Genomic DNA, 20,809 nt, shown 5'->3' on the forward strand with positions numbered 1-20,809 from the left:
GACCCCGGAACAGCGGTGACCATGTCTGAGACAGCGCCTGTCCGTACGCGGACGTCCACCTACCCCGACCGCGAAACCGCCCAGTGGGCCACCCAGCACGTCGTCACCGTCAACGAGCAGCTCGTGCACCGCTGGCTCGCCCAGTCCACCCGTACCCGGTTGACCATCGAGGCGGCGTGGCCGTCGCGGGAGAGCGCGGTGGGGAGGGTGTTGTTGCAGGCGATGATGCTGGCGGGGAGGGGAGCCGTCGAGGTGAAGGCCGCGCGGGTGGTGCTCCGGCGGGAGGCGGGGAGTCCGCACGGGTTCGTCGTACACGCCTCCCTCCCTGTCTATCTGTAGCCGCCTGTAGCCGAAAGTCGACCCCCATGCCCCTGACCCCCCTCGACCACGACCGCCGCTACGGCGAACTCGACCAGGTGATGCGCGCGTTCACCGGGCAGCCGGCCGACGACACCCCGGAGAGTCCCAGCCAGGCCCTCACCTCGTACCTGCGCCACACCTGGCACACCCGCCCCTGGGCGCTCGCGCAGGCGGAGCGGCAGGTGCGGGAGTACGCCGAGAACCCGCCGGGACGGCTGAGGCTGCGGCTGGGCGAGTACTACGCGCTGCCGGACGTCGGCGTACCCGAGGACGGGATCCGGCAGTGGCTGCTCTGCCTGGCCGACCACATCAGGCGCAGCGTGGAGGAGGGGGAGGCGCCACCTTTGGCGGCCCCCGCCACGCACTGGGAGTGGCATGCCCGCTTCCCCGAGCTGGGACAGTTCCTCGGCGGCTGGTTCTCGCAGGACATGCCGGACGAGTTCGCGGATCACGAGGCGGCGGTCGCCGACTACCGCGCGACCACCGATCCGCACCTCGTCGCCCGGCTCACCGGCGAGATCCACGAGCTCCTCGCGCTCGGCCTGGAGGAGTCGGAGTACGCCCTCGCGCTGGCGGAACTCGGCATGGAGGTCGACCCGCCCGCCCCGTACGCGCCGAGCGGCTGGCTGGCCCTGGTCGCGGAACGCCGAGGGGGCCCACCGCGACCCGCGCGGTGAGCCCCCTCGTACCCGGACTACTTCAGGTTCGCGAAGCCGTAGTTGAGCAGCTTCGTCGCGTCCTGGGCGCGGACCGTCGCGTTGGTGGACGCGAGGACCGTGCCGACCATGGTCTTGCCACCCCGGGTGGCGGCGAAGACGAGGCAGTACTTGGCCTCGGGACCGGAGCCGGTCTTGACGCCGATGGTGCCGCTGTAGCTGGACAGGAGCGTGTTCGTGTTGGTCCAGGCGGCCATCTTGCGGCTGGTGCCGGTCTTGGTGATGGTCGTGGCCGTGTACGACTTGGTCTTGACGACCGCGCGGAAGTTCGCGTCCTTCAGCGCGTTCTTGGCGAGGACGGTGAGGTCCTTCGCGGTCGAGTAGTTGGCACCGTTGCCGATGCCGTCGAAGGAGTCGAACTTGGTGTTCGTCATGCCGAACGCCTTCGCCTTGGCGTTCATCTTGGAGATGAAGTTCTTGACGCGCGCGTCACGGGTGGATCCCGTGCCGTACTTGTCGGCGAGCGCGTAGGCGGCGTCGCAGCCGGACGGCAGCATCAGCCCGTAGAGGAGCTGACGGACCGTGACCTTGTCGCCGACGATGAGCCGTGCCGACGACGCGTTGTTCTTGACGATGTAGTCGCTGTAGGCCATCTGGATCGTGACCTTGTCGTTCAGGTTCAGCTTCGGCTGAGACAGGACGACGGCGGCGGTCATGATCTTCGTGGTGGAGCCGGTGGAGAGCTTGGTGGTGGCGGCCTTGCCGTACGCCTTCCCGCTCGCGTTGTTCATCACGTAGCCGGCCTTGGCCGCGATCGATGGCGCGGCGGCGGCCTGCGCGGGAGCCGCGGCGAGGGCGCCGGTCGCGAGCATCGCGACGGCCGTGGCGGTGACGGCGGCGGCTCTGCGGACGGGCTTGCCCTTGAGTGCGGTTATCAACTGAAATACCCCGATTGCGTTGAAATGCCCCTGAATGCGGCCTGGTTGGGTGGGGGGAAGAACGTGGCCGCACACCTGTGACACGTACCTAGCACAGAAAGTTGTGCGTCCGGTTCCGGGAATTTTGAATCTCTTGGGGAAGGTGGGGCTTTCGGACAAGATCACCGTCCGCATGGTGAAACGTTCCCGCCCTTGCGTACGTGTTGTATCTATCCTGTGGACATGCCACCGGCCCCCGCCCCCGCACCGACCCGACAACCCGCCGCCGACCGCGTCTACGCCCACGTCAAGCAGGGCGTCCTGGACCGCCGCTACGAAGGCGGCACCCTCCTCACCGAAGGCGAACTCGCCGACGCCGTAGGGGTTTCGCGGACCCCGGTCAGGGAAGCGCTGCTGCGCCTGGAGGTCGAGGGCCTGATCAGGCTGTATCCGAAGAAGGGCGCGCTGGTCCTGCCGGTGTCGGCGCAGGAGATCGCCGACGTCGTCGAGACGAGGCTGCTGATCGAGGAGCACGCCGTCCGCAAGGCGGTCCCCGCGCCCGCGGGCCTGGTCGAGCGGCTCGCCGAGCTGCTGGAGCGGCAGAAGGAGGAGGCGGGGCGCGGCGACCTGGCCGCGGCGGCCGTCACCGACCGCTGCTTCCACGCCGAGATCGTCCGCAGCGGCGGCAACGAGATTCTTACCCGGCTCTACGACCAACTCCGCGACCGGCAGCTGCGGATGGGCGTCGCGATCATGCACTCCCACCCCGACCGGATCGCCAAGTCCCTCGTCGAGCACGAGCAGATCCTCGACGCGCTGCGGTCCGGCGACGCCGAGGCGGCCGTATCGATCGTCCGCCGGCACGTCGACTGGTTCGCGCACCTCGCCCGGGGCGATGTCCGGTGAGGAACTCCACTCTCCCGGGTGACCCGCCCGGCGGGCGCCGAGCTGTCGTCATGTGGTCCATCGGAGTGTCGGTCTACTTCGTCGCCGTCATCTTCCGTACGTCGCTGGGGGTCGCCGGCCTCGACGCCGCCGACCGCTTCCACGTCGGCGCCTCCGCGCTGTCGACGTTCTCGATCCTCCAGCTCCTCGTGTACGCCGGGATGCAGATACCGGTCGGCCTGCTCGTCGACCGGCTCGGCACGAAGCGGGTGCTGACCATCGGGGTCGTGCTGTTCACGGCGGGACAGCTCGGGTTCGCGCTGTCACCGTCGTACGGCACCGCCCTCGCCTCGCGCGCGCTGCTCGGCTGCGGCGACGCCATGACGTTCATCTCCGTCCTGCGGCTCGGCAGCCGCTGGTTCCCCGCGCGGCGCGGCCCGATGGTCGCGCAGCTCGCCGGGCTCGCGGGGGTCGCCGGGAACCTGGTGTCCACGCTGGTCATCGCCCGGCTCCTGCACGGCGTCGGCTGGACGGCCGCGTTCGCGGGCAGCGCCGGGCTCGGGGTCGTCGTCCTCGTCCTGCTGGTGCTGTTCCTGAGGGACCACCCGGACGGGTACGAGCCCGACCCGATGCCGCATCAGGGCGCCGCGTACGTCCGCCGCCAGATCGCCACCGCCTGGCGCGAGCCGGGGACGCGGCTGGGGCTGTGGGTGCACTTCACGACCCAGTTCCCGGCGATGGTGTTCCTGCTGCTGTGGGGGATGCCGTTCCTCGTCCAGGGCCAGGGGCTCACGCGGGGCGAGGCGGGCGGGCTGCTGACCCTCGTCGTCCTGTCCAACATGGTCTTCGGGGTGGTGTACGGCCAGCTCATCGCCCGGCACCACGAGGCGCGGCTGCCGCTGGCGCTGGGGACCGTCTTCGCCACGGCCGCGGCGTGGGCCCTCGCGATCGGCTACCCCGGCGATCACGCGCCGACCTGGGTGCTGGTGCTGCTCTGCGTCGTCCTCGGCGCCTGCGGGCCCGCCTCGATGATCGGCTTCGACTTCGCCCGCCCGGCGAACCCGCCCGAGCGGCAGGGCACCGCCTCCGGGATCACCAACATCGGCGGCTTCACGGCGTCGATGTTCACTCTGTTCGCGATCGGCGTCCTGCTCGACGCCACCGACGACAACTACGGGATCGCGTTCTCGGTCGTTTTCGTCCTTCAGGCGATCGGAGTCGGTCAGGTGCTGCGGCTGCGCAAGAGGGCGGCGCGCAGGGAGCGGGAGCGGTTGGTGGCGTCCCGGGTGGAGACGGTGCACGTTCCCGCGTAGGGGGCGTTTCGTGAGGGGGATGCCGGGTCGGCCCCGGCCCCCATTCTCTACGGCTACGGCTACGGCTACGGCGTGACCGTGAAGTTCCTGAGGATCGCCGCCGTCAGCTCCGGGTCGCCCTCGGCCTTGACGCGGTCGGCGACGGCCTCCGGCGTGACGCGCCCGCACGCGAGGCGGACGTACGTCTCCCAGTCGAGGACGAAGGACGCGGCCGGGCCCAGCGCGGGGACCGTCTCCAGGGTGCCGCGGCCCTGGATGTCGACGCGGATCGTGCGCAGGAACTCGACCGGGCCGGTGACGTCGAAGACGATCGCCGAACTGCGGGGGGCGTTCGCCTTGTCGGCGACGATCGCGGGGAGCGCGTCCAGGAGGACGTCCCGGGCGATGTGCGCGCCGGGGGAGTCGAGGTTGCCGGGGCGGCCGAGGGCGGTGCGGAGGTCCTGTTCGTGGGCCCAGATGGTGAACGCGTGGGAGCGCATCGACTCTTCGAGGGTCAGCTCCGTGCCCAGCGGGCCGCGGACCTTCGCCGAGGGGTCGCGGTTCTCGTTCCGCAGCTGGCGGTTGCGGCGGATGATCGTGTACTCCAGCTCCGCCGTCATCTCCGGGGCCGTGTGGTGGCGGCGGACGTCGACCTGGACCTCCATGTACCGCTGGAGGTCGGTCGACAGGTGGAAGAGGTCGCGCGGGAGGGAGTGGATCGGGCGCGGGTCGCCGTACATCTCGCAGTCCAGGCCGATGACGTGCGAGACGACGTCCCTCACCGACCAGCCGGGGCACGGCGTACGGAGGTTCCAGTCCGCCTCCACCAGGGGCTCCACCAGCTCGGTTATCGCTTCTATGGAGTGCGTCCAGGCGTCGGCGTAGGGCTGGAGGGTGGGATGCAGACTCACGGAACGGGACCCCTCGGCGGTCGGTACACGGGCGGCGGTCGGTGGCGGCGTTGCCAGCGGAGGTTGTCGGCTGCTGTCGGCGGGCGTCTTAGCACGCTAAGTTACGCTGCTGCGGTCGCCCCCGGCAGTGCTTTCGTGTGACGATCGTAGGCCGATGTGGACTGCTCGAATGCCAGGACGGTGGTAGTGTGCGCGCCTCGTTGATCCAAGTCGCCGTGGACGAGGGCGAATCGGTCGAAGCCCGGCGGGGGCGGGTCGCCGCTCTCGTACGCGCGTGCAGTGACTCCGATCTCGTCGTCCTCCCCGAGCTGTGGACCACCGGCGCCTTCGCGTACGAGCTGTTCTCGGCCGAGTCCGAGGCGCTGCGGGGGGCGACGTACGACGTGATGGCGAAGGCCGCCGCCGACGCGGGGGTCTGGCTGCACGCCGGGTCGATTCCCGAGCGCGGGGCCGATGGAGCCCTCTACAACACCTCCCTCTTTTTCTCACCGAGCGGTGACCTCGCCGCGACCTACCGCAAGATCCACCGGTTCGGCTTCGACAAGGGCGAGGCCGTGCTGATGGGGGCGGGTCAGGACCTGGTCGCCGTCCGTCTGCCCGACACCGTCGTCGGTGTCGCCACCTGCTACGACCTCCGTTTCCCCGAGCTGTTCCGCGGTCTCGTCGACCTGGGCGCCGAGACCCTCGTGCTGTCGGCGGGCTGGCCGGAGCGCCGCCGGTCCCACTGGACGCTGCTGGCTCAGGCGCGGGCTGTCGAGAACCAGGCGTTCGTCCTTGCCTGTGGAACGGCCGGGACGCACGCCGGGGTTCCCCAGGCCGGTCACTCGATCGTGGTAGACCCGTGGGGCGCTGTGCTGGGGGAGGCCGGGCACGGTGAGGAGGTCCTCACCGTGGAGTTCGAGCCGGGGCAGGTGGGGGAGACGCGGGAGGTGTTTCCGGCGTTGAAGGACCGGGTGCTGGGGCTGGCTGCGCCGGAGCGGTGAGGGTGCGGCGGGGTTCGTGACGCCGGGTCGCGCGCGTGCGGGTCAGTCGTCCTCGCGTTCCTTCTCCGCCAGGTGGATCACGCACACCGTCACCGCGATCAGCAGCGCCGGGTCCGCGTCCTCGCGGACGACGTCGACGCCGTACGTCTCGCGCACGTGCAGCCAGCGGCGGGAGATCACCGCAAGCAGTTCGCCGTCGTACTCGACGGCGAACTCGCGGTCCATGATCTTGCCGCTGACGTCGAGGTCGGTGCCGTCGACGAGGGACACGCGGTAGTGGTTGCGCAGCAGGGAGAGGCGTTTGCGGCGGACGGTCGCCAGCGGCTCGCCCTCCCGCTCGATCACCATCGTGTCGCGCAGGGCGAACATCTTCTGGTGGATGTCGACGAGGACGCGCCCGCGCGTGTCCTTCAGCTCGAACGTGTCCCGCAGGCGCATCGCCTTGCCGTCGACCAGGAACGCCTTCTGCCCTCGGTCGTCCTCGATCCAGTAGTCCTCGCCGAAGCCGAGGAGCCGGTCGCGTACCAGGAATCTCATGCCGGTACGGCTTCCCCGCCGCCGGGTCCGAAACGCCGCCTGTACGCCGAGGGGCTGAGTCCGGTCGTGTGCCGTACGCGCGCGCGGAGGTTCGCGGCCGTACCGAGGCCCGCGCGCGCGGCGACGACGTCCAGCCGTTGTTCGCCGCGTTCGATCAGGCGGCACGCGAGCGCGACGCGTTCGCCGGTGAGCCAGGCCAGCGGCGTCGTGCCGAGCTGGGCGCGGAAACGGCGGTGGAGGGTCGCGGGGGAGACGCAGGCGCGGGCGGCGAGGCCGGCGACCGTCAGGGGGGTGTCCAGGCGCTCCTGGGCCCACTCCAGGAGCGGGGCGAGGGATGCGTCGGGGACGCGGGGCAGGGGGCGTTCGACGAACTGGCGCTGGCCGCCGTCGCGGTGGGCGGCGAAGAGGAGCCTGCGGGACACCGAGTTGGCGATCTCCGCGCCGTGGTCCCGCCGGACGACGTACAGACCGAGGTCGAGCGCGGCGGCGCTCCCCGCGGCGGTGAGGATGTCGCCCTCGTCCACGAACAGGACGTCGGGTTCGAGCAGCACCTTCGGGTGCAGCTCCCTGAAGGCGTCCGCCCACATCCAGTGGGTGGTGGCCCTGCGCCCGTCCAGGAGCCCCGCTTCGGCGAGCGCGAAGCTGCCGGTGCACAGGCTCACGACGCGTGCCCCGCGCGCGTGCGCGTGACGGATCGCTTCGAGAACGTCCTCCCCGCGCGGGACGACGTTGTCCGGCCGGCCCGGTACGACGAGGGTGTCCGCGTCGTCCACGGCCTCAAGGCCGGCCGCGCCGGTCAGGGTGAAGAACCCGTGGTTCATGCGCACCGCGCGCGTGGGCGTGCACAGGGTCACCTCGTAGAGCCGCCCGGGGAGGCCGAGTTCGGGGCGGGGCAGGCCGAAGATCTCGGTGGCGATGCCCACTTCGAAGGGATTGGTGCCTTCGTCGACGATGACGGCCACCCGGTGCGGCGGCCGGTTCCGGTGCGAGAATCCTTGCGGCATGTGCGATTCCTAGCACTCGCCGGGGGCGGCCGACCAGCGCCAGCATGATCCGCATGAGCAACGAACCGATCTCCCTAGCCGCCGCCCTCGCCTCCTTCGACCAGCGGTGGAGCCCCCGCATCGTCACGTCGGTGAACGACTACGACGTCCGCGTGACCCACGTCGAGGGGGAGCACCTCTGGCACACGCACGACCACACCGACGAGTTCTTCCTCGTGATCGACGGCGAGCTGCACATCGCCCTGCGGGAGCCGTCCGGTGAGCGGACGGTCGTCCTGGAGAAGGGGTCCGTCTTCACCGTCCCGCGCGGGGTGGAGCACAAGCCGTACGCGCCCGTCCCGACCGACATCCTGCTCCTCGAACCGACGGGCACGTCGACCGTCGGCGACCGGCACGACGAGGTCCCGGACCACGTGGACGCGACCACCGGGCACGCGCTGTCGTGACTGTCAGTGCCCGGTGGCACCCTTGAGGGCATGAGCGACACCACTCCGCGCCGCGTGCGCGTCCGGGCCCCCGAGCTGACCGGCAAGGGCGGCTGGCTGAACACGGGCGACCGCCAGTACACCCTGTCCGACCTGCGCGGACGCATCGTGATCCTCGACTTCTGGACGTTCTGCTGCATCAACTGCCTGCACGTCCTGGACGAGCTGCGCGAGCTGGAGGAGAAGCACGCGGACACGGTCGTCGTGATCGGCGTGCACTCGCCGAAGTTCGTGCACGAGGCGGAGCACCAGGCGGTCGTGGACGCGGTGGAGCGGTACGGCGTGGAGCACCCGGTGCTGGACGACCCGGAGCTCGCGACGTGGAAGCAGTACGCGGTGCGCGCGTGGCCGACGCTGGTGGTGATCGACCCGGAGGGGTACGTCGTCGCGCAGCACGCGGGCGAGGGGCATGTGCACGCGATCGAGCGCCTGGTGACCGAGCTGGAGGCCGAGCACGGCGCGAAGGGCACGCTGCGGGGCGGGGACGGCCCGTACGTCGCGCCCGAGCCCGAGCCGACGGCCCTGCGCTTCCCCGGCAAGGCGCTCGTCCTGCCGTCCGGGAACTTCCTGGTCAGCGACACGACCCGGCATCAGCTCGTGGAGCTGGCGCAGGACGGCGAGACCGTCGTACGCCGGATCGGCACCGGCGCGCGCGGGTTCGCGGACGGGACGGCCGCCGAGGCGGCGTTCAGCGAGCCGCAGGGGCTCGCGCTGCTGGACGACGGGGCGGTGGTCGTCGCCGACACCGTCAACCACGCGCTGCGCCGCGTCGACCTCGCGACCGGCGGCGTCACGACGCTCGCCGGGACCGGGCGGCAGTGGTGGCAGGGCTCGCCCACCTCGGGGCCCGCGCGCGAGATCGACCTCTCCTCGCCGTGGGACGTCGCGCTCTTCGCGGGCCGGGTGTGGATCGCCATGGCGGGCGTGCACCAGCTGTGGGCGTACGACCCCGCCGAGGGGACCGTCGCCGTCGCGGCCGGGACCACCAACGAGGGGCTGGTGGACGGGCCCGGCGCGCAGGCGTGGTTCGCGCAGCCGTCGGGGCTCGCGGCGGCGGGTGACCGGCTGTGGCTGGCGGATTCCGAGACGTCGGCCCTGAGGTGGGTCGACACGGACGGAAACGTGTCCACGGCGGTCGGGACCGGTCTCTTCGACTTCGGTCACCGGGACGGCGCGGCCGGCCAGGCGCTGCTCCAGCACCCGCTGGGGGTGACGGCCCTCCCCGACGGGTCGGTGGCGGTCAGCGACACGTACAACCACGCCCTGCGCCGGTACGACCCGGCGAGCGGCGAGGTGACGACCCTCGCGACGGATCTGCGCGAGCCGTCCGACGCGGTGCTCGTCGGGGACGACCTGGTCGTCGTCGAGTCCGCCCGGCACCGGCTCACCCGGCTGCGGCTGCCCGAGGAGGCGGTGCGGGTCGAGGCGGTCGCCCACCGCACGCGGCGCGCGGCGACGGAAGTGGCCGCCGGGAAGCTCCGGTTGGACGTCGTGTTCCAGGCGCCGGCGGGGCAGAAGCTGGACACGCGGTACGGGCCCTCGACGCGCCTGCTGGTGTCGTCGACTCCACCGGAGCTGCTGCTCGCAGGGGAGGGCGCGGGTACGGATCTCTCGCGGGTGCTGGAATTGAATCCGGCGGTCGCGGAAGGGGTGTTGCACGTGTCCGCGATGGCCGCGTCGTGCGACGACGACCCCGGGATCGAGTACCCGGCGTGCCATGTGCACCAGCAGGACTGGGGTGTGCCGGTCCGCCTCGTCGAGGGCGGGGCGGACCGGCTGCCGCTGGTGCTCGCGGGGATGGACCAGTAGCGCTCACTCGACGGTGAGGTGCGGGAACGGCACCACGAACAGGCCGCCGGATGCGACGTACTCCGTCAGTCCGGCGGTGATGTCGTTCCGGAAGTTCCAGGCGAACAGCACGCAGTAGTCGGTGCTTTCGCGGTTCAGCGCGTCCGGTGGCAGCACCGGGACGCCCGAGCCGGGGATGTGGAAGCCGTGCTTGCGGGGGTTGTCGTCGACGATCAGCCCGATCGCGTCGTCGATCCCCGCCTGCGTCATCAGCGTCACGGCCCGCGCCGAGGCGCCGTACCCCGACAGCCGCTTACCGCGCGCCCGCAGGCCCTCGACGACGTCGTACAGCGCGGTGTTGACGCGCTGGGTGCGGGCCGCGAAGGACCGGGTCAGGGTGGCGTCGAGGAGGCCCGACTCCCGTTCCCGGGTGAGGAGTTCACCGACGGCGGGGGTGACGTCGGATGCGCGGACGGCGTTCGCGGGGCGCAGCCAGCAGCGGATCGAGCCGCCCTGCGTGGGGATCTCCTCGACGTCCACGACCGCCAAGCCGGCGAGCTGGGAGGCGTGTTGGAGGGCGTGGAGCGAGAAGTAGGACATGTGCTCGTGGTAGATGAACTCGTACGTCCCGGTCACCGCCATCGGCAGCAGGTGCGCGGCCTCCACGACCGCGTGCGAGGCGGGCGCGAGCAGGCGCCGTATCCCGCGCAGGACGCTGCCGAGGTCGCCGACGTGGGCGAGGACGTTGTTGGCCAGCACCAGGTCGGCGGGGCCCTGTTCGGCGAGGATCTTCTCCGCGACCGACTCGTCGAAGTGCGTCGCGTGCGTCGGGACTCCGGACTCCTCCGCGGTCCGGGCCAGCTCGGCGGCGGGATCGACGCCGAGCACGCGGACGCCGGACGCGGCGAACTGCCGCAGCAGCGTGCCGTCGTTGGAGCCGATCTCCACAACGGACGCGGGCCGGTGGCGAGTTGTGAGCATCCCGGCGAGCGCCGCGAAGTGGCGGACCAGGCCGGGGGCCGCGCCGGTGGCGTACTTGTAGTCGCGGAACAGCAGGTCGCGGTCCACGAGATCCGCCAGCTGGACGTGCGTACAGGCCGTGCAGCGGACCAGGCGCAGCGGGAAGCGGGCGGCGCGGCGGGCCTCGGCCGCGGTGCCGGCGAGCGCGTTGGCGGGGGGTGTGGGGCGCAGGTCGAGGACGTCCTCCAGGGCGCCCGACGTGCACAGCAGGCAGCGGCCGAGGTTCATGCCCGCCTCCGGCGCCGCTGCGGCTCGCCCGTCACGAGCGGGCCGATGCCCGTCAAGTACGGTGCCACTTCCGGGCGTTCCTCCAGCGGGTCGACGCGCACGACCGCGTCCTCGTACTTGTGGCCGGCGCGGTCGACGTCGGAGAGGGTGACGAAGACGGTGCGCTCGGGGAAGACGGTGGTGTGGGGGACGCCCTTGGGGCTGACGACGGACTGTCCCGGGCCGACTTCCGCGACACAGATACCCAGTTGGGGGTCGTCCTCGATGTAGATCATGCGGCCGGAGACCACGTACATGAGGTGGCTCTCGTCGTGGTGGTAGTGGTTGCCGCGCACGGCGCCGCGCTCGGACTCGATGACCATCGTGCCGGCGGTCGCGAAGGGCGGCAGCGCGGTGATCGCGCCGCGCGGGTCGGTGTGGACGGCGTCCGGCGGGAGGATCGGCGGCTCGTTCATCGGAGTTCCCTTCTGATGGGGCGTCAAGTCAGGGCGTTGGAGGGTGAGTTCCAGTGGAAGTCGGCGTCCAGGTCGCCCGCCGAGCGCTTGGCGAGCAGCCACTCGCGGCGGTCGGTGCCGGCCCAGCCGTCGCCGGTCTCGCCGAGCGGGGCGCGCAGCCGCAGCCGGTAGGCGTCGAGGACCTCGCGCAGCCCGTCGGCGGCGGTGCAGGTCGACTTGAACTCCCCGTACTCCGCCTGGAACTTGTCGAAGCAGACGGCGTAACTGCGGCTGTCCGGCGCGGGTTGTCGGGTGACCGTCGTGTCCGGCAGGAGTTCGCGGGCCATCTCGACGACGTCGACGATCCGGTGGTTCTGCTCGGCGAAGCCCACGTTGAAGACCTCGCCGCCCGACTCCCCCGATTCCAGGACGAGTCGGATGGCGTGGGCGGCGTCCGCGACGTGCAGGAGCGGACGCCACAGCAGCCCCTCGCCGTTCATCTGGATCCTGCCCCAGCGCGCGGCCGTCAGCGCGATGCGGTTGACCATGAGGTCGCTGCGGAAGGACGGCGAGTCGCCGAACAGGGTCGCGAAGCGGAGCGCGACCGGGGCGAACGACTCGTCGGCCAGCCGCAGCACCTCGTGCTCGGCCGTCACTTTGCTGGTGGCGTAGGAGGTCTCCGGCGCGACCTCGTCCTTCTCGGTCAGCTCGCCGTCCCGGGCGGCCCCGTACACGCTGCACGAGGACGCCAGGACGTACGAGCGGATGCCGAGCGACTTCGCCAACTCGGCGAGTCTGACCGGGGCGTGGGCGTTGATCTGCTCGGTCGCCGAGGCGGAGAGGTCGCCGCACGCGTCGTTGCACAGCGCGGCGAGGTTGACCACCGCGTCGCAGCCGCGCAGGTCCTCGCGGGTGACCCGGCGGACGTCCCGGCGGGGCTGGCGCGGCGCCGGATCGAAGAAGCCCGTGTCGAGACCGACGACCTCGTGCCCGTCGCGCAGCAGCGCTCGCTCCAGGACGCAGCCGAGATATCCGCGGTTTCCCGCCAGAAGAATTCTCACAGTTCAACCTCGTGGGGATCTGGGGTGGTTCCCTTTCCGGAAAGGGGAGTTGTCGGCGCGGAGGGTCCGCCTACGGGACGCGCCAGGAGACATCGGCGATCTCCAGCACCGCCGTGCCCTCGGTGTAGAGCATGAACGGCACGTCCACATGCCGAAGATCCATCCCCGCCGCCGCCAACTCGGCCAGCGGCACGGCCAGTTCGGCCCACTGCCCGGGTTCGAGCTCGCGCAGTCGCGGCGCGAGGTCGACGCCCGGCTGGGCCGGGTAGTCGTCGTGGCACGCCAAGTAGAGCGGGCCGGTGGGGGGTTGGAGGACGCGGACGGCGAAGCGCACCTCGCCGCCGAGGTAGCCGCGCAGGTCGGCCGGGGTGCCGGTGGGCGACTCGGCGTACACGAAGGCGGGGTAGCCGGTGTAACGCAGGCGCAGACCGACGCCGTCGGCCGGTCCCGGCACCGGATCGCTGTGCACGATCAGGCACTTCATCGGCCTCGTCAGCGGCACGGCCTCCCGCGACCACGTGTTGTGCCCGCCGACCTTCAGGTCGTACGGCGTCCCGTCCGCGTCCAACACGCGCAGCGGGCCTTCGACTTGAGGTGCCGGTGGGGGCGGTTCCGGGGTGTCCAGGGGGAGTTGACCGGTCGAGGGGGTCTGGCCGTCGTACATCCGGAGGCCGTGGCCGACCGGGAAGAGCGGGGTGTGGCGGCCCTCCGGGGCGGTTTCCGCCGCGGGGACGCGGTAGTCGGGGAGGTGGGGCGGGATGCGGTTCACGGCGGCCGAGTCGCGGGTGCGCGGCCAGGAGACCGGGAGCCGGCCCTGGAAGTCGGGGCCGCCCTCGAAGAGGACGTCGGTGATCCCCTCGGCGTAAGGGCCCGGCAGCCAGGCGGTGACGAAGGCGTCGGAGAGGTTGATCTCCTCCGTGCAGTACAGGGGGCGGCCGGTGAGGAACACGGTCACCGTGGGGACGCCTCGCGCCGTCAACTCCCGCAGCAGCGCCAGGTCTTCGGCGTACGACAGCTTCAGGTCGGCGTATCCCAGGGAGCGCCAGGGCTTCAGGGTGCCGCGCATCTCGGCGTACGCGTCCTCGCCGATCGCGACCAACGCGACGTCGTACCCGGCGGGATCGTCCGGGTCCAGGGTCAACCGGCCTGCTGGCGCGAGGGTGTTGCGTACGGCGTCCGTCAGGGTCGTGCCGTCGGGGAAGTCGGCCCGGGTGACGTCGTCGCCCTGCCAGCTGAACGTCCAGCCGCCGCACTGCTTGCTCAGGGAGTCGGCCGCGGAGCCGGTCACCAGGATGCGCGCGGACCTGGAGAGGGGGAGCACGCCGGGTGAACTCTTCAGCAGGACGAGGGACTTGGCGGCGGCCTCGCGGGAGAGGGCCCGGTGCTCGGGGTGGCCGAGGAGACCGGCTCCGGCGCGGTCGCGGGGGCGCGGGCGGTCCCACAGGCCCAGGCGCAGCTTCATCCGCAGGACGCGCGAGACGGCGTCGTCGACGCGGGACATCGGGATCACCCCGTCACGGACGTACCGGACGGTCGAGCGGTGCACGCCCTGCCAGGCCTCGCGGCCCGCCACCATCAGGACGTCCATGCCCGCGTTGATCGCGTAACCGGCGTCCCCCGCCGAGCAGTTGGCGACCTCCGCGTGCGCGTCCCAGTCGCTGAGCAGCACCCCGTCGAAGCCGAGCGCGTCCTTCAGGACGTCCGTCAGCAGGAACCGGCTGCCGTGCACCTTGTCGTTGTACGGCTGCGAACTCCCCGGCGAGTGGTCGTAGTTGGCCGGGTTCGACCAACTGCTGAACGACACCATCACGCACTGCGCGCCCGCCTCGATCCCGGCGATGAACCCCTGCGCGTGGATGTCGCGCAGCACCTGCTCCGAGCAGCGGGCGGTGCCCCGGTCGCCGCCGTTCTCGGTGCCGCCGTCCGCGATCCAGTGCTTGAGGCTGGAGACGACCCTGCCGCCCGCGCGCAGGGCGGTGACGTCGCCCTGGAGGCCCTCGACCATCGCCCTGCCGTACGCGTGGACCAGGGCCGGGTCCTCGCCGTAGCCCTCGTAGTAGCGGCCCCAGCGGCGGTCGCGCGGGGTCGTCACGGTCGGCGCGAACGTCCAGTCCATGCCGGTCGCGGCGACCTCGCGGGCGGTGGCCTCGCCGATGCGGCGCATCAACTCCGGTTCGTGCGCGGCGCCGAGGCCGATGTTGTGGGGGAAGACCGTCGCGCCGAACACGTTGTTGTGGCCGTGCACGGCGTCGGTCGCCCACAGGAACGGAATCCTGAACGGCCTTTCGGCCCAGCCCTCTTCGGCCGCCTCCCAGAAGCGGTCCACGGTGTCCACCCAGTCCTGGACGCTCGCGTGCCGCTTGCCGCCGGGCCAGATCCCGGCGCCGTTGAGCGCGGACCCGATGTGGAAGTCCCGTACATCCTCCGGGGTCAGCTCCGCCAACTCCGGCTGGATCATCTGGCCGACCTTCTCCTCCAGCGTCAACTGGCCGAGTATCCCGGCGATCCGGGCCTCGATCTCCGGGTCCTTCGGGAACGCGGAGGTGAGGCGGGGCCAGGCGGACAGGGGGCGCAGGGACGGGAGTTCGGCATTGCTCGTGCTGGCTGCGCTGTCTGCGCCGGCTGTGCTGTCGGCGTATGCCGTCATCGGCCGCCCTCCTGTGCCTCGGCTTCGGTGACGGCTTCGGTGACGGCTTCGGTGACCCAGAACTCCTCGGTGCGTGCCGCGAACACCCGCTCCTGGAACGGCGGCGGTACGACGGCCCGGGTCTGTCCGGGGGCGAACAGCTCGACCTGCGTGCGGTGTTCGCGGAACGCGGCGTGCTTCCGCGCGACGTACGGCGTGATGTCGAAGGAGACCAGCCGCTCCGTCGCGTCGTTCCGGCCCGCCGCCGGGTTGCGGTTGACGAAGCCGAACTCGTCCTCCGTGCGCTCGTCCCACACCACGTACCGGAACACCCGGGGTTCCAGGCCGAGTTCGGCGAGGCAGGAGACGACCGTCTCGCCGGTGAGGCGGTGGTCGGCGTTGAGTTCGCGGATCTCGTGCGGGAGATAGACCTGGGCGACGTCCCGGTTCGTGCGCAGGATCTCCAGCACGTCCCGCCTGAACTCCGGGAGGTGCTCGGCGAGTTGAGTGTCGGGGTAGTCGAGGAAGCGGGCCGCCTCGGCGCCGATGCCCATCGCCTTCGCCGCCCGGCGGGCCTCCTCGCGGCGGATCGTACGCAGTTCGGCCGGGGTCGGGTCGGTGTGGATGCCGAGGACCGCCGCGTGCGACATCGCGCCGTCCGTCGCGAACACCACGCCCACCCGGGCGCCTTCGACCGCGAGCCGGGCGATCGTGCCGCCGCAGGCGATCACCTCGTCGTCCGGGTGCGGGGAGAAGACCAGCACCCGGGGTGCCTCGCGGCGCGCGTCCCGGTCGGCGGCCGTCCACATGCCCAGCAACGGCATCATCGCTCTCCCCCGGCCGCCGCCGCGCGCTCCGCGTCCAGCTGGTCGATGGGCCGCACGACCGTCCCGAGGTGCTCGGTCGGCTCGCCGTCCGCGAGGCCCCGCGAGCGGAGGACGTCCTCGATCTCGTGGAAGTGCGTGTCCACCACCAGGTGTGCCACCGGGGTGTCGTACTTGGCTGCGAAATAGCGGTAGTTGACCGCCGCCGAGCGCATGTTGGACTCGTAGTCCTTCGGGTGCGGGACGTGCAGCGCGGTCGCGTCGCGGCGCAGGACGAAACGGCAGCCCGCCGTGCGCAGCCGGTAGCTCACGTCGACGTCCTCGGCGCCCCACTGCCGGTACGCCTCGTCGTAGCCGCCGACCTCCCGCAACAGGGCCGTGTCCACCGAGGAGTTGCACGTCCACCACATCAGCCAGGGCGCGGTCAGGGCGTCCAGGTCCTCGCCGTAGCGCTCGTAGTAGTCCTCGCGGATGTCCAGCCAGCGTTTCTCCGCGGCGAACTCGGCGAACGAGGCGTCCGGGTCGGCGAAGTTCAGGGACTTGAGGATCTCGTCGCCGTCCTCGTTGCCCTCGTTGAAGCAGAAGACGTACCCGACGACCGCCGTGGGCCCCTCCGCCGCGCGGTGCGCGTCCAAGTGGGCCGCGAGCGCGCCGGATTGGAGGATCACGCCGGAGTCGACGAACACGGTCACCTGGCCGCGCGCCTTCGACAGGCCCAGGTTGCGGGCCTTCGCTGCGCGGTAGCCCTCGTCCTCCTGGAAGGCGTAGTGGATGTCGAGGCGGTCCCGGTAGGAGGCGACCACCTCGGCGGTGTCGTCCGAGGAGCCGTCGTCCGCCACGACCACCTCGAACGCGTCGTCCAGGCGTTGGCGGACCAGCGAGTCGAGGGTGTGGGCGAGCAGGCCGGCGCGGTTGTAGGTGGGTACGACGACCGTGCAGGCGGGCGACGTGGTGGTCACTCGGGGCTCCCTTCGGTGGGGTGGGTGAGGTCGGTCGGGGGGTGTGGGGGAGGGGAGTTGGTGGGTGCGGGTGCGGGGGCCGGGGCGTCGGGGGCGGTCTTCGAAAGAGAGGTGGCGGCGCCTTGCGCCAAGTCCCCTTCGCCCGCAGGCGTGTTCCGCTGCGCGAGCATCGGGTCCGTGTCCTGCACCCGCAGCGGCAGCACCAACGCCCCCGCAATCGCGGTGAGTCCGGCGCACACCCAGAAGACCTGCGTGTAACCCGTCCACGTCGCGACCGTCCCGACCGCGAGGCCGCCCAGGAACATGCCCGCCTTGAACGCGCTGGAGTACAGCGCCGACGCGGTGCCGAAGCGGCCCGGCAGGCTGTCCTGGAGCATCACGACCGGGATGTTCAACGCCACCGCCGCCCAGGCCGCGTTGAGGGGCTGGAGCGCCAGCAGCGCCGCCCGGCTGGTGTCGGCGACCGGCAGCAGCGCGAAGAACGCCGTCGCGCAGACCGTCGCCGCGATCAGCAGGCGGCGCTTGCCGAGGCGGTCCGCCCAGACGCCGACCAGCACCATCAACGGGATCTCCAGCGCCGCGCTCACGCCGAGGAGCAGGCCCGCGAACTGGCCGCTCATGCCGAGGTCGTCGGTGATGTAGAGCGGCAGGTTGATCTGGTACATCGCGTTCGCGCCGAGCAGCAGGACGACCGAGCCCAGCACCAGCAGCGTGCGCGGGCCGACCCCGGCGAACATGCCGCGCAGGCCCGGGGGTTGGTCGTCCGGCGCCGTCGCCTCCGTGGTGCGCGGGTACGGCAGGCCCCAGCGGCACAGCACCGCCGCGACCAGCGAGAGGCACGCCGTCGCCGCGTACAGCACCGCGAACGACCACTGCGCGACGATCCAGAACGCCAGCGGCGGCCCGATCACCCACGCCAGCGAGGTCACCGACCTCAGGAAGCCGTTGAAGAAGGGTGCGTCCACGCCTCGGTCGTCTGCCAACTCCCTCGTGTACGCGAAGAGTTGCCCGAAGCAGGCGCCGCCGAGGCCGAACAGCACCATGCCGGTGACCAGCAGCAGCGCGTAGTCCCGCAGGAACGTGTAGCAGAGCGCGCCGGACGCGTTCAGCAGCGCGGTCAGCACGAGGATCGCGCGCCGGTCCCTGAGCCGGTCGGAGACCGCCCCGACGACGACGTCCGTACCGATCTCGGCGATCGACCGCGCGGCGAAGAACAGCCCGACCATCAGGGGTGTGGCGGCGACGGCCTCGGTGAGGAAGAGGCTGGTGGTGGGCACGAGGAACGCGCCCGCGACGCCGACCGCCCCGGTGGCCGCGATCAGGTTCCGCACGGCCGGGTCGGTGACGAGGCGCCACCGGCCGCCCTTCGCGGGCGCGTCGCCCGTGGCACCGGCACTCACGCGGGGCTCCCTGCGGGGGTGTCGTCGGCGGGGGTGGAGCCTTGGGGGGTGCGGGGGTTGGGGGCTGTGGGTGTTTCGCCTTGCGGGGTGCGGGAGTTGGGGGCTGGTGGCGTTTCGCCCTGCGGGGTGCGGGAGTTGGCGGCTGTGGGCGTTTCGCCGCCGGGGTGGTGCGGAGTGTCGGTGTCGCGGCTGCCGGTGGTCTTCGCCGTCGGCGCTTCACCGTCCGTGCGGGCAGGGCGACTTCCTGCCGGTCCGCCGACGCCACGGCCCTCCCCGGCGCCCGCGTCCCCCGACTCCCGCTGCCGGTAAGGCAACCACGGTTCCAGCGCCCGCCCTTCGGGCACCCTCGCCGCCGCCTCGACGTCCGCCGCCTCGATCTCCCCCTCCGCCAGCAGCCGTTGCCGGGTCGCGATCGGCAGCGAGGCCAGGATCCGGTGGCGTACGGCGTCCAGGTCGAACCGGTCGTCGTGCGCGGCGGGTAGCGAACTCGGCGTGCCAGGGCGGAGGTTGGCCGGGTCGACCTGGCTCGATATCAGGGTCCAGTAGTCGCGGAAGCGCACCGCCGGGTCGGGGAGGGCGCCGCTGAGGAGGCCGAGGCGGATCGTCTCCAGCCAGCAGTCCAGGTAGCGGCGGTCCGCGAGCGCGTTCATGTGGTCCGCGCACCACGCGGCCCGCTCCTCGGGGCCGGGGAGTGTCGTCTTGCCGCCGAGGACGCTCAGCACCCAGCCGCCGATCGCCTCGAAGTACGGGCAGGCCGTGCCGAACGCCTCCGTGTCCACGGGGGTGTTGACGACGGCGAGCGTCGGGTCGTGGCGCCAGAAGTGGTGCTCGTACAGATCCTCGCGGCGCAGGCCGGGCAGGAAGCCGTAGTCCGGGGCCTCGTACCCGAGACACAGCACCACGGCGTCGTACCGCTGGAGTGTGTCGTCCGCGAGGACCACGCCACCGTCCTCGGTGAACCGCCGGAACGCCGCGACCGGCGTAACTCCCCCGTCGTACACCGCGGGGACGATCTTCTCGTTGACGTGGACGGCCCCGTGATACCCGTCCCCCGGAAGGAGTCCGGTGGCCCGGTACTGCCCCATGTACTCCGGCATCCACTCCGTCAGCCAGGAGAGGTACTGGTCGTACGGCACCTCCTCCACGGCTACCCGCCCCGCGTACGAGAACAGCGCGTCGTTGTAGTCCCCGCCGATGTCCCGCGGCAGAAACAGCTGCCGCCGCCGCACCGACCAGTCCACCCGCGCGGCGTACGGCGCGAGATCGGCCGCGATGTCCGCGCCGCTGACCCCGCCCCCGACGACCAGGACCCGCTTCCCCGCGAAGGTCTCGGGCCCCCGGTACTCGGGCGAGGTCAGGACGCGGACACCACTCCCCGGCGCGGGGAGGCCGCTGTCCGGGAGCCGAGGCCGCCACAACTCGCCGTTGGCGACGAGCACGGCGTCGAAGAGCTCGGAGTGCTCGGGGTTGGACACGGGGGCGGGCTCGGAAAGCTGCCGTGCCCCGCGCGGTCCACCGGCCCCGGCGCCCCCCGAACTGCCGGACGACGCCGGGAAGTTGACAGCGTTGCCGAAACCAGGGGAAACACCGGAGTCGGAAGAGTCGGAGGAGCCGGAGGAGCCGGAGGAGCCGGAAGGGGAGCGGGAGTCGGAGTCGGCGGGGGAGCCGGAGCTGTCGGGAGTCCCGGGAATACCGCCGGAGCTGCCGGAGCTGCCGGAGCCGCCGGAGCCGCCGGAAGTCCCGGAAAAGCTGCCGGGCCCCCCGGAAGCCCCGCCGATCCGGCCGTCCCCGGCCACTTCGCCCGAGGCGCGCACCGGCCCCCCGGGGGAGCCACCGCCGCCGGCACCCTTGCCGGGCCTGCCGCCCTCGTCCGCCTCGTCCGGGGCGAGCGGCCGGCCGGCGGGAGAACTCCCCGCGCCGTCACCGGCCCCGCCGAACCCCCCGGAACCCCCACTGACCCCGTCACCCCCACCCGCCCAGATCGGCCCGCCGGAAGCCCGCGTGCCGACCCTCCAACCGCCCCCCTCCTTCACCACCGACACGACCTCCCGCCCGAACCGCACCACGTCGAGGAGCCCGAACTCCGCGGCGTAGGCGTGCAGATACCCCTGCACCTCGGCCTGCGTCGGGAAGTCCGCCGTGAAGCCCGGCGGGTGGTCGGAGAACGGCATGCTCATGCGGGAGCTCTGCATCCGGACCCCGGCGTACGCTCCGCCGGACGCCGGGTTCCAGATGCCGCCGAGGTCCTGGTGCTTCTCGTAGCAGACCACGTCGTGCCCGTCGGCGAGGGCCTGCTTGACGCAGGTCAGGCCCGCGGGACCGGCTCCGATCACGGCTAGACGCATGGAGGGGACTCCTGGGGACGATGGTTCGGTCGGGGGAGTGGCGCTCGGAGCGGGACCGGACGGCCGGCGTCGTACTCCGGGGCTACCCCGGGGC

19 protein-coding genes are annotated in these 20,809 nt (G+C 71.9%); 7 read left to right on the top strand and 12 right to left on the bottom strand.

The annotated features are described in order from the left end of the window. Window positions 1–21: 21 nt before the first annotated feature. Entirely contained in the window at window positions 22–339 is a 318-nt protein-coding gene (locus PV682_RS14900; protein WP_319729727.1) for an RNase A-like domain-containing protein, read from the top strand. Between the two features lie 26 nt (window positions 340–365). Next, window positions 366–1,037 carry a contact-dependent growth inhibition system immunity protein gene (locus PV682_RS14905; protein WP_319729730.1) on the top strand — a complete coding sequence of 224 codons (672 nt, stop codon included), beginning with the start codon at window positions 366–368 and terminating at the stop codon, window positions 1,035–1,037. A gap of 17 nt (window positions 1,038–1,054) precedes the next feature. Here the strand turns inward: PV682_RS14905 and PV682_RS14910 are convergent, their stop codons facing one another. Beyond that, window positions 1,055–1,954: a D-alanyl-D-alanine carboxypeptidase family protein gene (locus tag PV682_RS14910; protein WP_319729732.1), complete on the bottom strand. Its 900-nt coding sequence runs from the start codon at window positions 1,952–1,954 to the stop codon at window positions 1,055–1,057. A 222-nt stretch (window positions 1,955–2,176) separates the two neighbouring features. Here PV682_RS14910 and PV682_RS14915 point away from each other — a divergent pair, with 222 nt between their 5' ends. Continuing rightward, window positions 2,177–2,839 carry a GntR family transcriptional regulator gene (locus tag PV682_RS14915; protein ID WP_319729734.1) on the top strand — a complete coding sequence of 221 codons (663 nt, stop codon included), beginning with the start codon at window positions 2,177–2,179 and terminating at the stop codon, window positions 2,837–2,839. 50 nt (window positions 2,840–2,889) lie between these two features. Then, window positions 2,890–4,131, top strand: coding sequence for an MFS transporter (locus tag PV682_RS14920; RefSeq protein ID WP_319729736.1), 1,242 nt, complete (start codon window positions 2,890–2,892; stop codon window positions 4,129–4,131). Between the two features lie 65 nt (window positions 4,132–4,196). On the opposite strand, the gene PV682_RS14925 is transcribed toward PV682_RS14920, so the two are convergent. Further along, complete coding sequence (locus PV682_RS14925) at window positions 4,197–5,021, bottom strand: maleylpyruvate isomerase family mycothiol-dependent enzyme (protein WP_319729738.1); 825 nt, start codon at window positions 5,019–5,021, stop codon at window positions 4,197–4,199. Window positions 5,022–5,209: 188 nt separating this feature from the next. On the opposite strand from PV682_RS14925, the gene PV682_RS14930 reads away from it, so the two are divergent. Continuing rightward, entirely contained in the window at window positions 5,210–6,004 is a 795-nt protein-coding gene (locus PV682_RS14930) for a carbon-nitrogen family hydrolase (RefSeq protein WP_055721813.1), read from the top strand. A 42-nt stretch (window positions 6,005–6,046) separates the two neighbouring features. Here PV682_RS14930 and PV682_RS14935 read toward each other — a convergent pair whose 3' ends face one another. Both PV682_RS14935 and PV682_RS14940 read right to left on the bottom strand, forming a co-directional pair. Further along, window positions 6,047–6,541, bottom strand: coding sequence for an LURP-one-related/scramblase family protein (locus PV682_RS14935; protein ID WP_319729741.1), 495 nt, complete (start codon window positions 6,539–6,541; stop codon window positions 6,047–6,049). Next, window positions 6,538–7,545: a helix-turn-helix domain-containing protein gene (locus tag PV682_RS14940; RefSeq protein ID WP_319729743.1), complete on the bottom strand. Its 1,008-nt coding sequence runs from the start codon at window positions 7,543–7,545 to the stop codon at window positions 6,538–6,540. Before PV682_RS14940 ends, PV682_RS14935 begins: the two co-directional genes overlap by 4 nt. Before the next feature lie 53 nt (window positions 7,546–7,598). Here PV682_RS14940 and PV682_RS14945 point away from each other — a divergent pair, with 53 nt between their 5' ends. Beyond that, window positions 7,599–7,991 (top strand): cupin domain-containing protein, encoded by a 393-nt coding sequence (locus tag PV682_RS14945; RefSeq protein WP_055718480.1) that lies wholly within the window; start codon window positions 7,599–7,601, stop codon window positions 7,989–7,991. 30 nt (window positions 7,992–8,021) lie between these two features. Further along, window positions 8,022–9,839: a thioredoxin-like domain-containing protein gene (locus PV682_RS14950; RefSeq protein ID WP_319729746.1), complete on the top strand. Its 1,818-nt coding sequence runs from the start codon at window positions 8,022–8,024 to the stop codon at window positions 9,837–9,839. A gap of 3 nt (window positions 9,840–9,842) precedes the next feature. Here the strand turns inward: PV682_RS14950 and PV682_RS14955 are convergent, their stop codons facing one another. The 8 genes from PV682_RS14955 to PV682_RS14990 all read right to left on the bottom strand — a co-directional run bounded on the left by PV682_RS14955 (window position 9,843) and on the right by PV682_RS14990 (window position 20,715). Then, window positions 9,843–11,066, bottom strand: a complete 1,224-nt coding sequence (locus PV682_RS14955) for a class I SAM-dependent methyltransferase (protein ID WP_319729749.1) — start codon at window positions 11,064–11,066, stop codon at window positions 9,843–9,845. Next, window positions 11,063–11,521: a cupin domain-containing protein gene (locus tag PV682_RS14960; RefSeq protein ID WP_319729751.1), complete on the bottom strand. Its 459-nt coding sequence runs from the start codon at window positions 11,519–11,521 to the stop codon at window positions 11,063–11,065. The genes PV682_RS14955 and PV682_RS14960 overlap by 4 nt, the downstream gene beginning before the upstream one ends. Window positions 11,522–11,544: 23 nt before the next feature. Further along, a complete protein-coding gene (locus tag PV682_RS14965) occupies window positions 11,545–12,561 on the bottom strand; it encodes an NAD-dependent epimerase/dehydratase family protein (protein WP_319729753.1) in 1,017 nt (338 codons plus the stop codon). A gap of 70 nt (window positions 12,562–12,631) precedes the next feature. Beyond that, window positions 12,632–15,208 (bottom strand): glycoside hydrolase family 3 protein, encoded by a 2,577-nt coding sequence (locus tag PV682_RS14970; RefSeq protein WP_319729755.1) that lies wholly within the window; start codon window positions 15,206–15,208, stop codon window positions 12,632–12,634. Beyond that, entirely contained in the window at window positions 15,205–16,014 is an 810-nt protein-coding gene (locus PV682_RS14975) for a PIG-L deacetylase family protein (RefSeq protein WP_319729757.1), read from the bottom strand. Before PV682_RS14975 ends, PV682_RS14970 begins: the two co-directional genes overlap by 4 nt. Next, window positions 16,011–16,970 carry a glycosyltransferase gene (locus tag PV682_RS14980; protein WP_319729760.1) on the bottom strand — a complete coding sequence of 320 codons (960 nt, stop codon included), beginning with the start codon at window positions 16,968–16,970 and terminating at the stop codon, window positions 16,011–16,013. The genes PV682_RS14975 and PV682_RS14980 overlap by 4 nt, the downstream gene beginning before the upstream one ends. After that, a complete protein-coding gene (locus PV682_RS14985) occupies window positions 16,967–18,370 on the bottom strand; it encodes a sugar efflux transporter (protein ID WP_319729762.1) in 1,404 nt (467 codons plus the stop codon). The genes PV682_RS14980 and PV682_RS14985 overlap by 4 nt, the downstream gene beginning before the upstream one ends. Beyond that, window positions 18,367–20,715, bottom strand: coding sequence for an NAD(P)-binding protein (locus PV682_RS14990; RefSeq protein ID WP_319729764.1), 2,349 nt, complete (start codon window positions 20,713–20,715; stop codon window positions 18,367–18,369). The genes PV682_RS14985 and PV682_RS14990 overlap by 4 nt, the downstream gene beginning before the upstream one ends. Window positions 20,716–20,809: the final 94 nt, after the last annotated feature.

This window comes from Streptomyces niveiscabiei, assembly GCF_033794345.1.
Classification (GTDB): domain Bacteria; phylum Actinomycetota; class Actinomycetes; order Streptomycetales; family Streptomycetaceae; genus Streptomyces; species Streptomyces niveiscabiei.

What these genes read in the sequence shown, in the direction of transcription:
- PV682_RS14900 (WP_319729727.1), top strand. Translation starts at nt 22, where the DNA reads ATGTCTGAGACAGCGCCTGTCCGTACGCGGACGTCCACCTACCCCGAC.
- PV682_RS14905 (WP_319729730.1), top strand. Translation starts at nt 366, where the DNA reads ATGCCCCTGACCCCCCTCGACCACGACCGCCGCTACGGCGAACTCGAC.
- PV682_RS14915 (WP_319729734.1), top strand. Translation starts at nt 2,177, where the DNA reads ATGCCACCGGCCCCCGCCCCCGCACCGACCCGACAACCCGCCGCCGAC.
- PV682_RS14920 (WP_319729736.1), top strand. Translation starts at nt 2,890, where the DNA reads ATGTGGTCCATCGGAGTGTCGGTCTACTTCGTCGCCGTCATCTTCCGT.
- PV682_RS14935 (WP_319729741.1), bottom strand. Translation starts at nt 6,541, where the DNA reads ATGAGATTCCTGGTACGCGACCGGCTCCTCGGCTTCGGCGAGGACTAC.
- PV682_RS14940 (WP_319729743.1), bottom strand. Translation starts at nt 7,545, where the DNA reads ATGCCGCAAGGATTCTCGCACCGGAACCGGCCGCCGCACCGGGTGGCC.
- PV682_RS14945 (WP_055718480.1), top strand. Translation starts at nt 7,599, where the DNA reads ATGAGCAACGAACCGATCTCCCTAGCCGCCGCCCTCGCCTCCTTCGAC.
- PV682_RS14950 (WP_319729746.1), top strand. Translation starts at nt 8,022, where the DNA reads ATGAGCGACACCACTCCGCGCCGCGTGCGCGTCCGGGCCCCCGAGCTG.
- PV682_RS14955 (WP_319729749.1), bottom strand. Translation starts at nt 11,066, where the DNA reads ATGAACCTCGGCCGCTGCCTGCTGTGCACGTCGGGCGCCCTGGAGGAC.
- PV682_RS14960 (WP_319729751.1), bottom strand. Translation starts at nt 11,521, where the DNA reads ATGAACGAGCCGCCGATCCTCCCGCCGGACGCCGTCCACACCGACCCG.
- PV682_RS14970 (WP_319729755.1), bottom strand. Translation starts at nt 15,208, where the DNA reads ATGACGGCATACGCCGACAGCACAGCCGGCGCAGACAGCGCAGCCAGC.
- PV682_RS14975 (WP_319729757.1), bottom strand. Translation starts at nt 16,014, where the DNA reads ATGATGCCGTTGCTGGGCATGTGGACGGCCGCCGACCGGGACGCGCGC.
- PV682_RS14990 (WP_319729764.1), bottom strand. Translation starts at nt 20,715, where the DNA reads ATGCGTCTAGCCGTGATCGGAGCCGGTCCCGCGGGCCTGACCTGCGTC.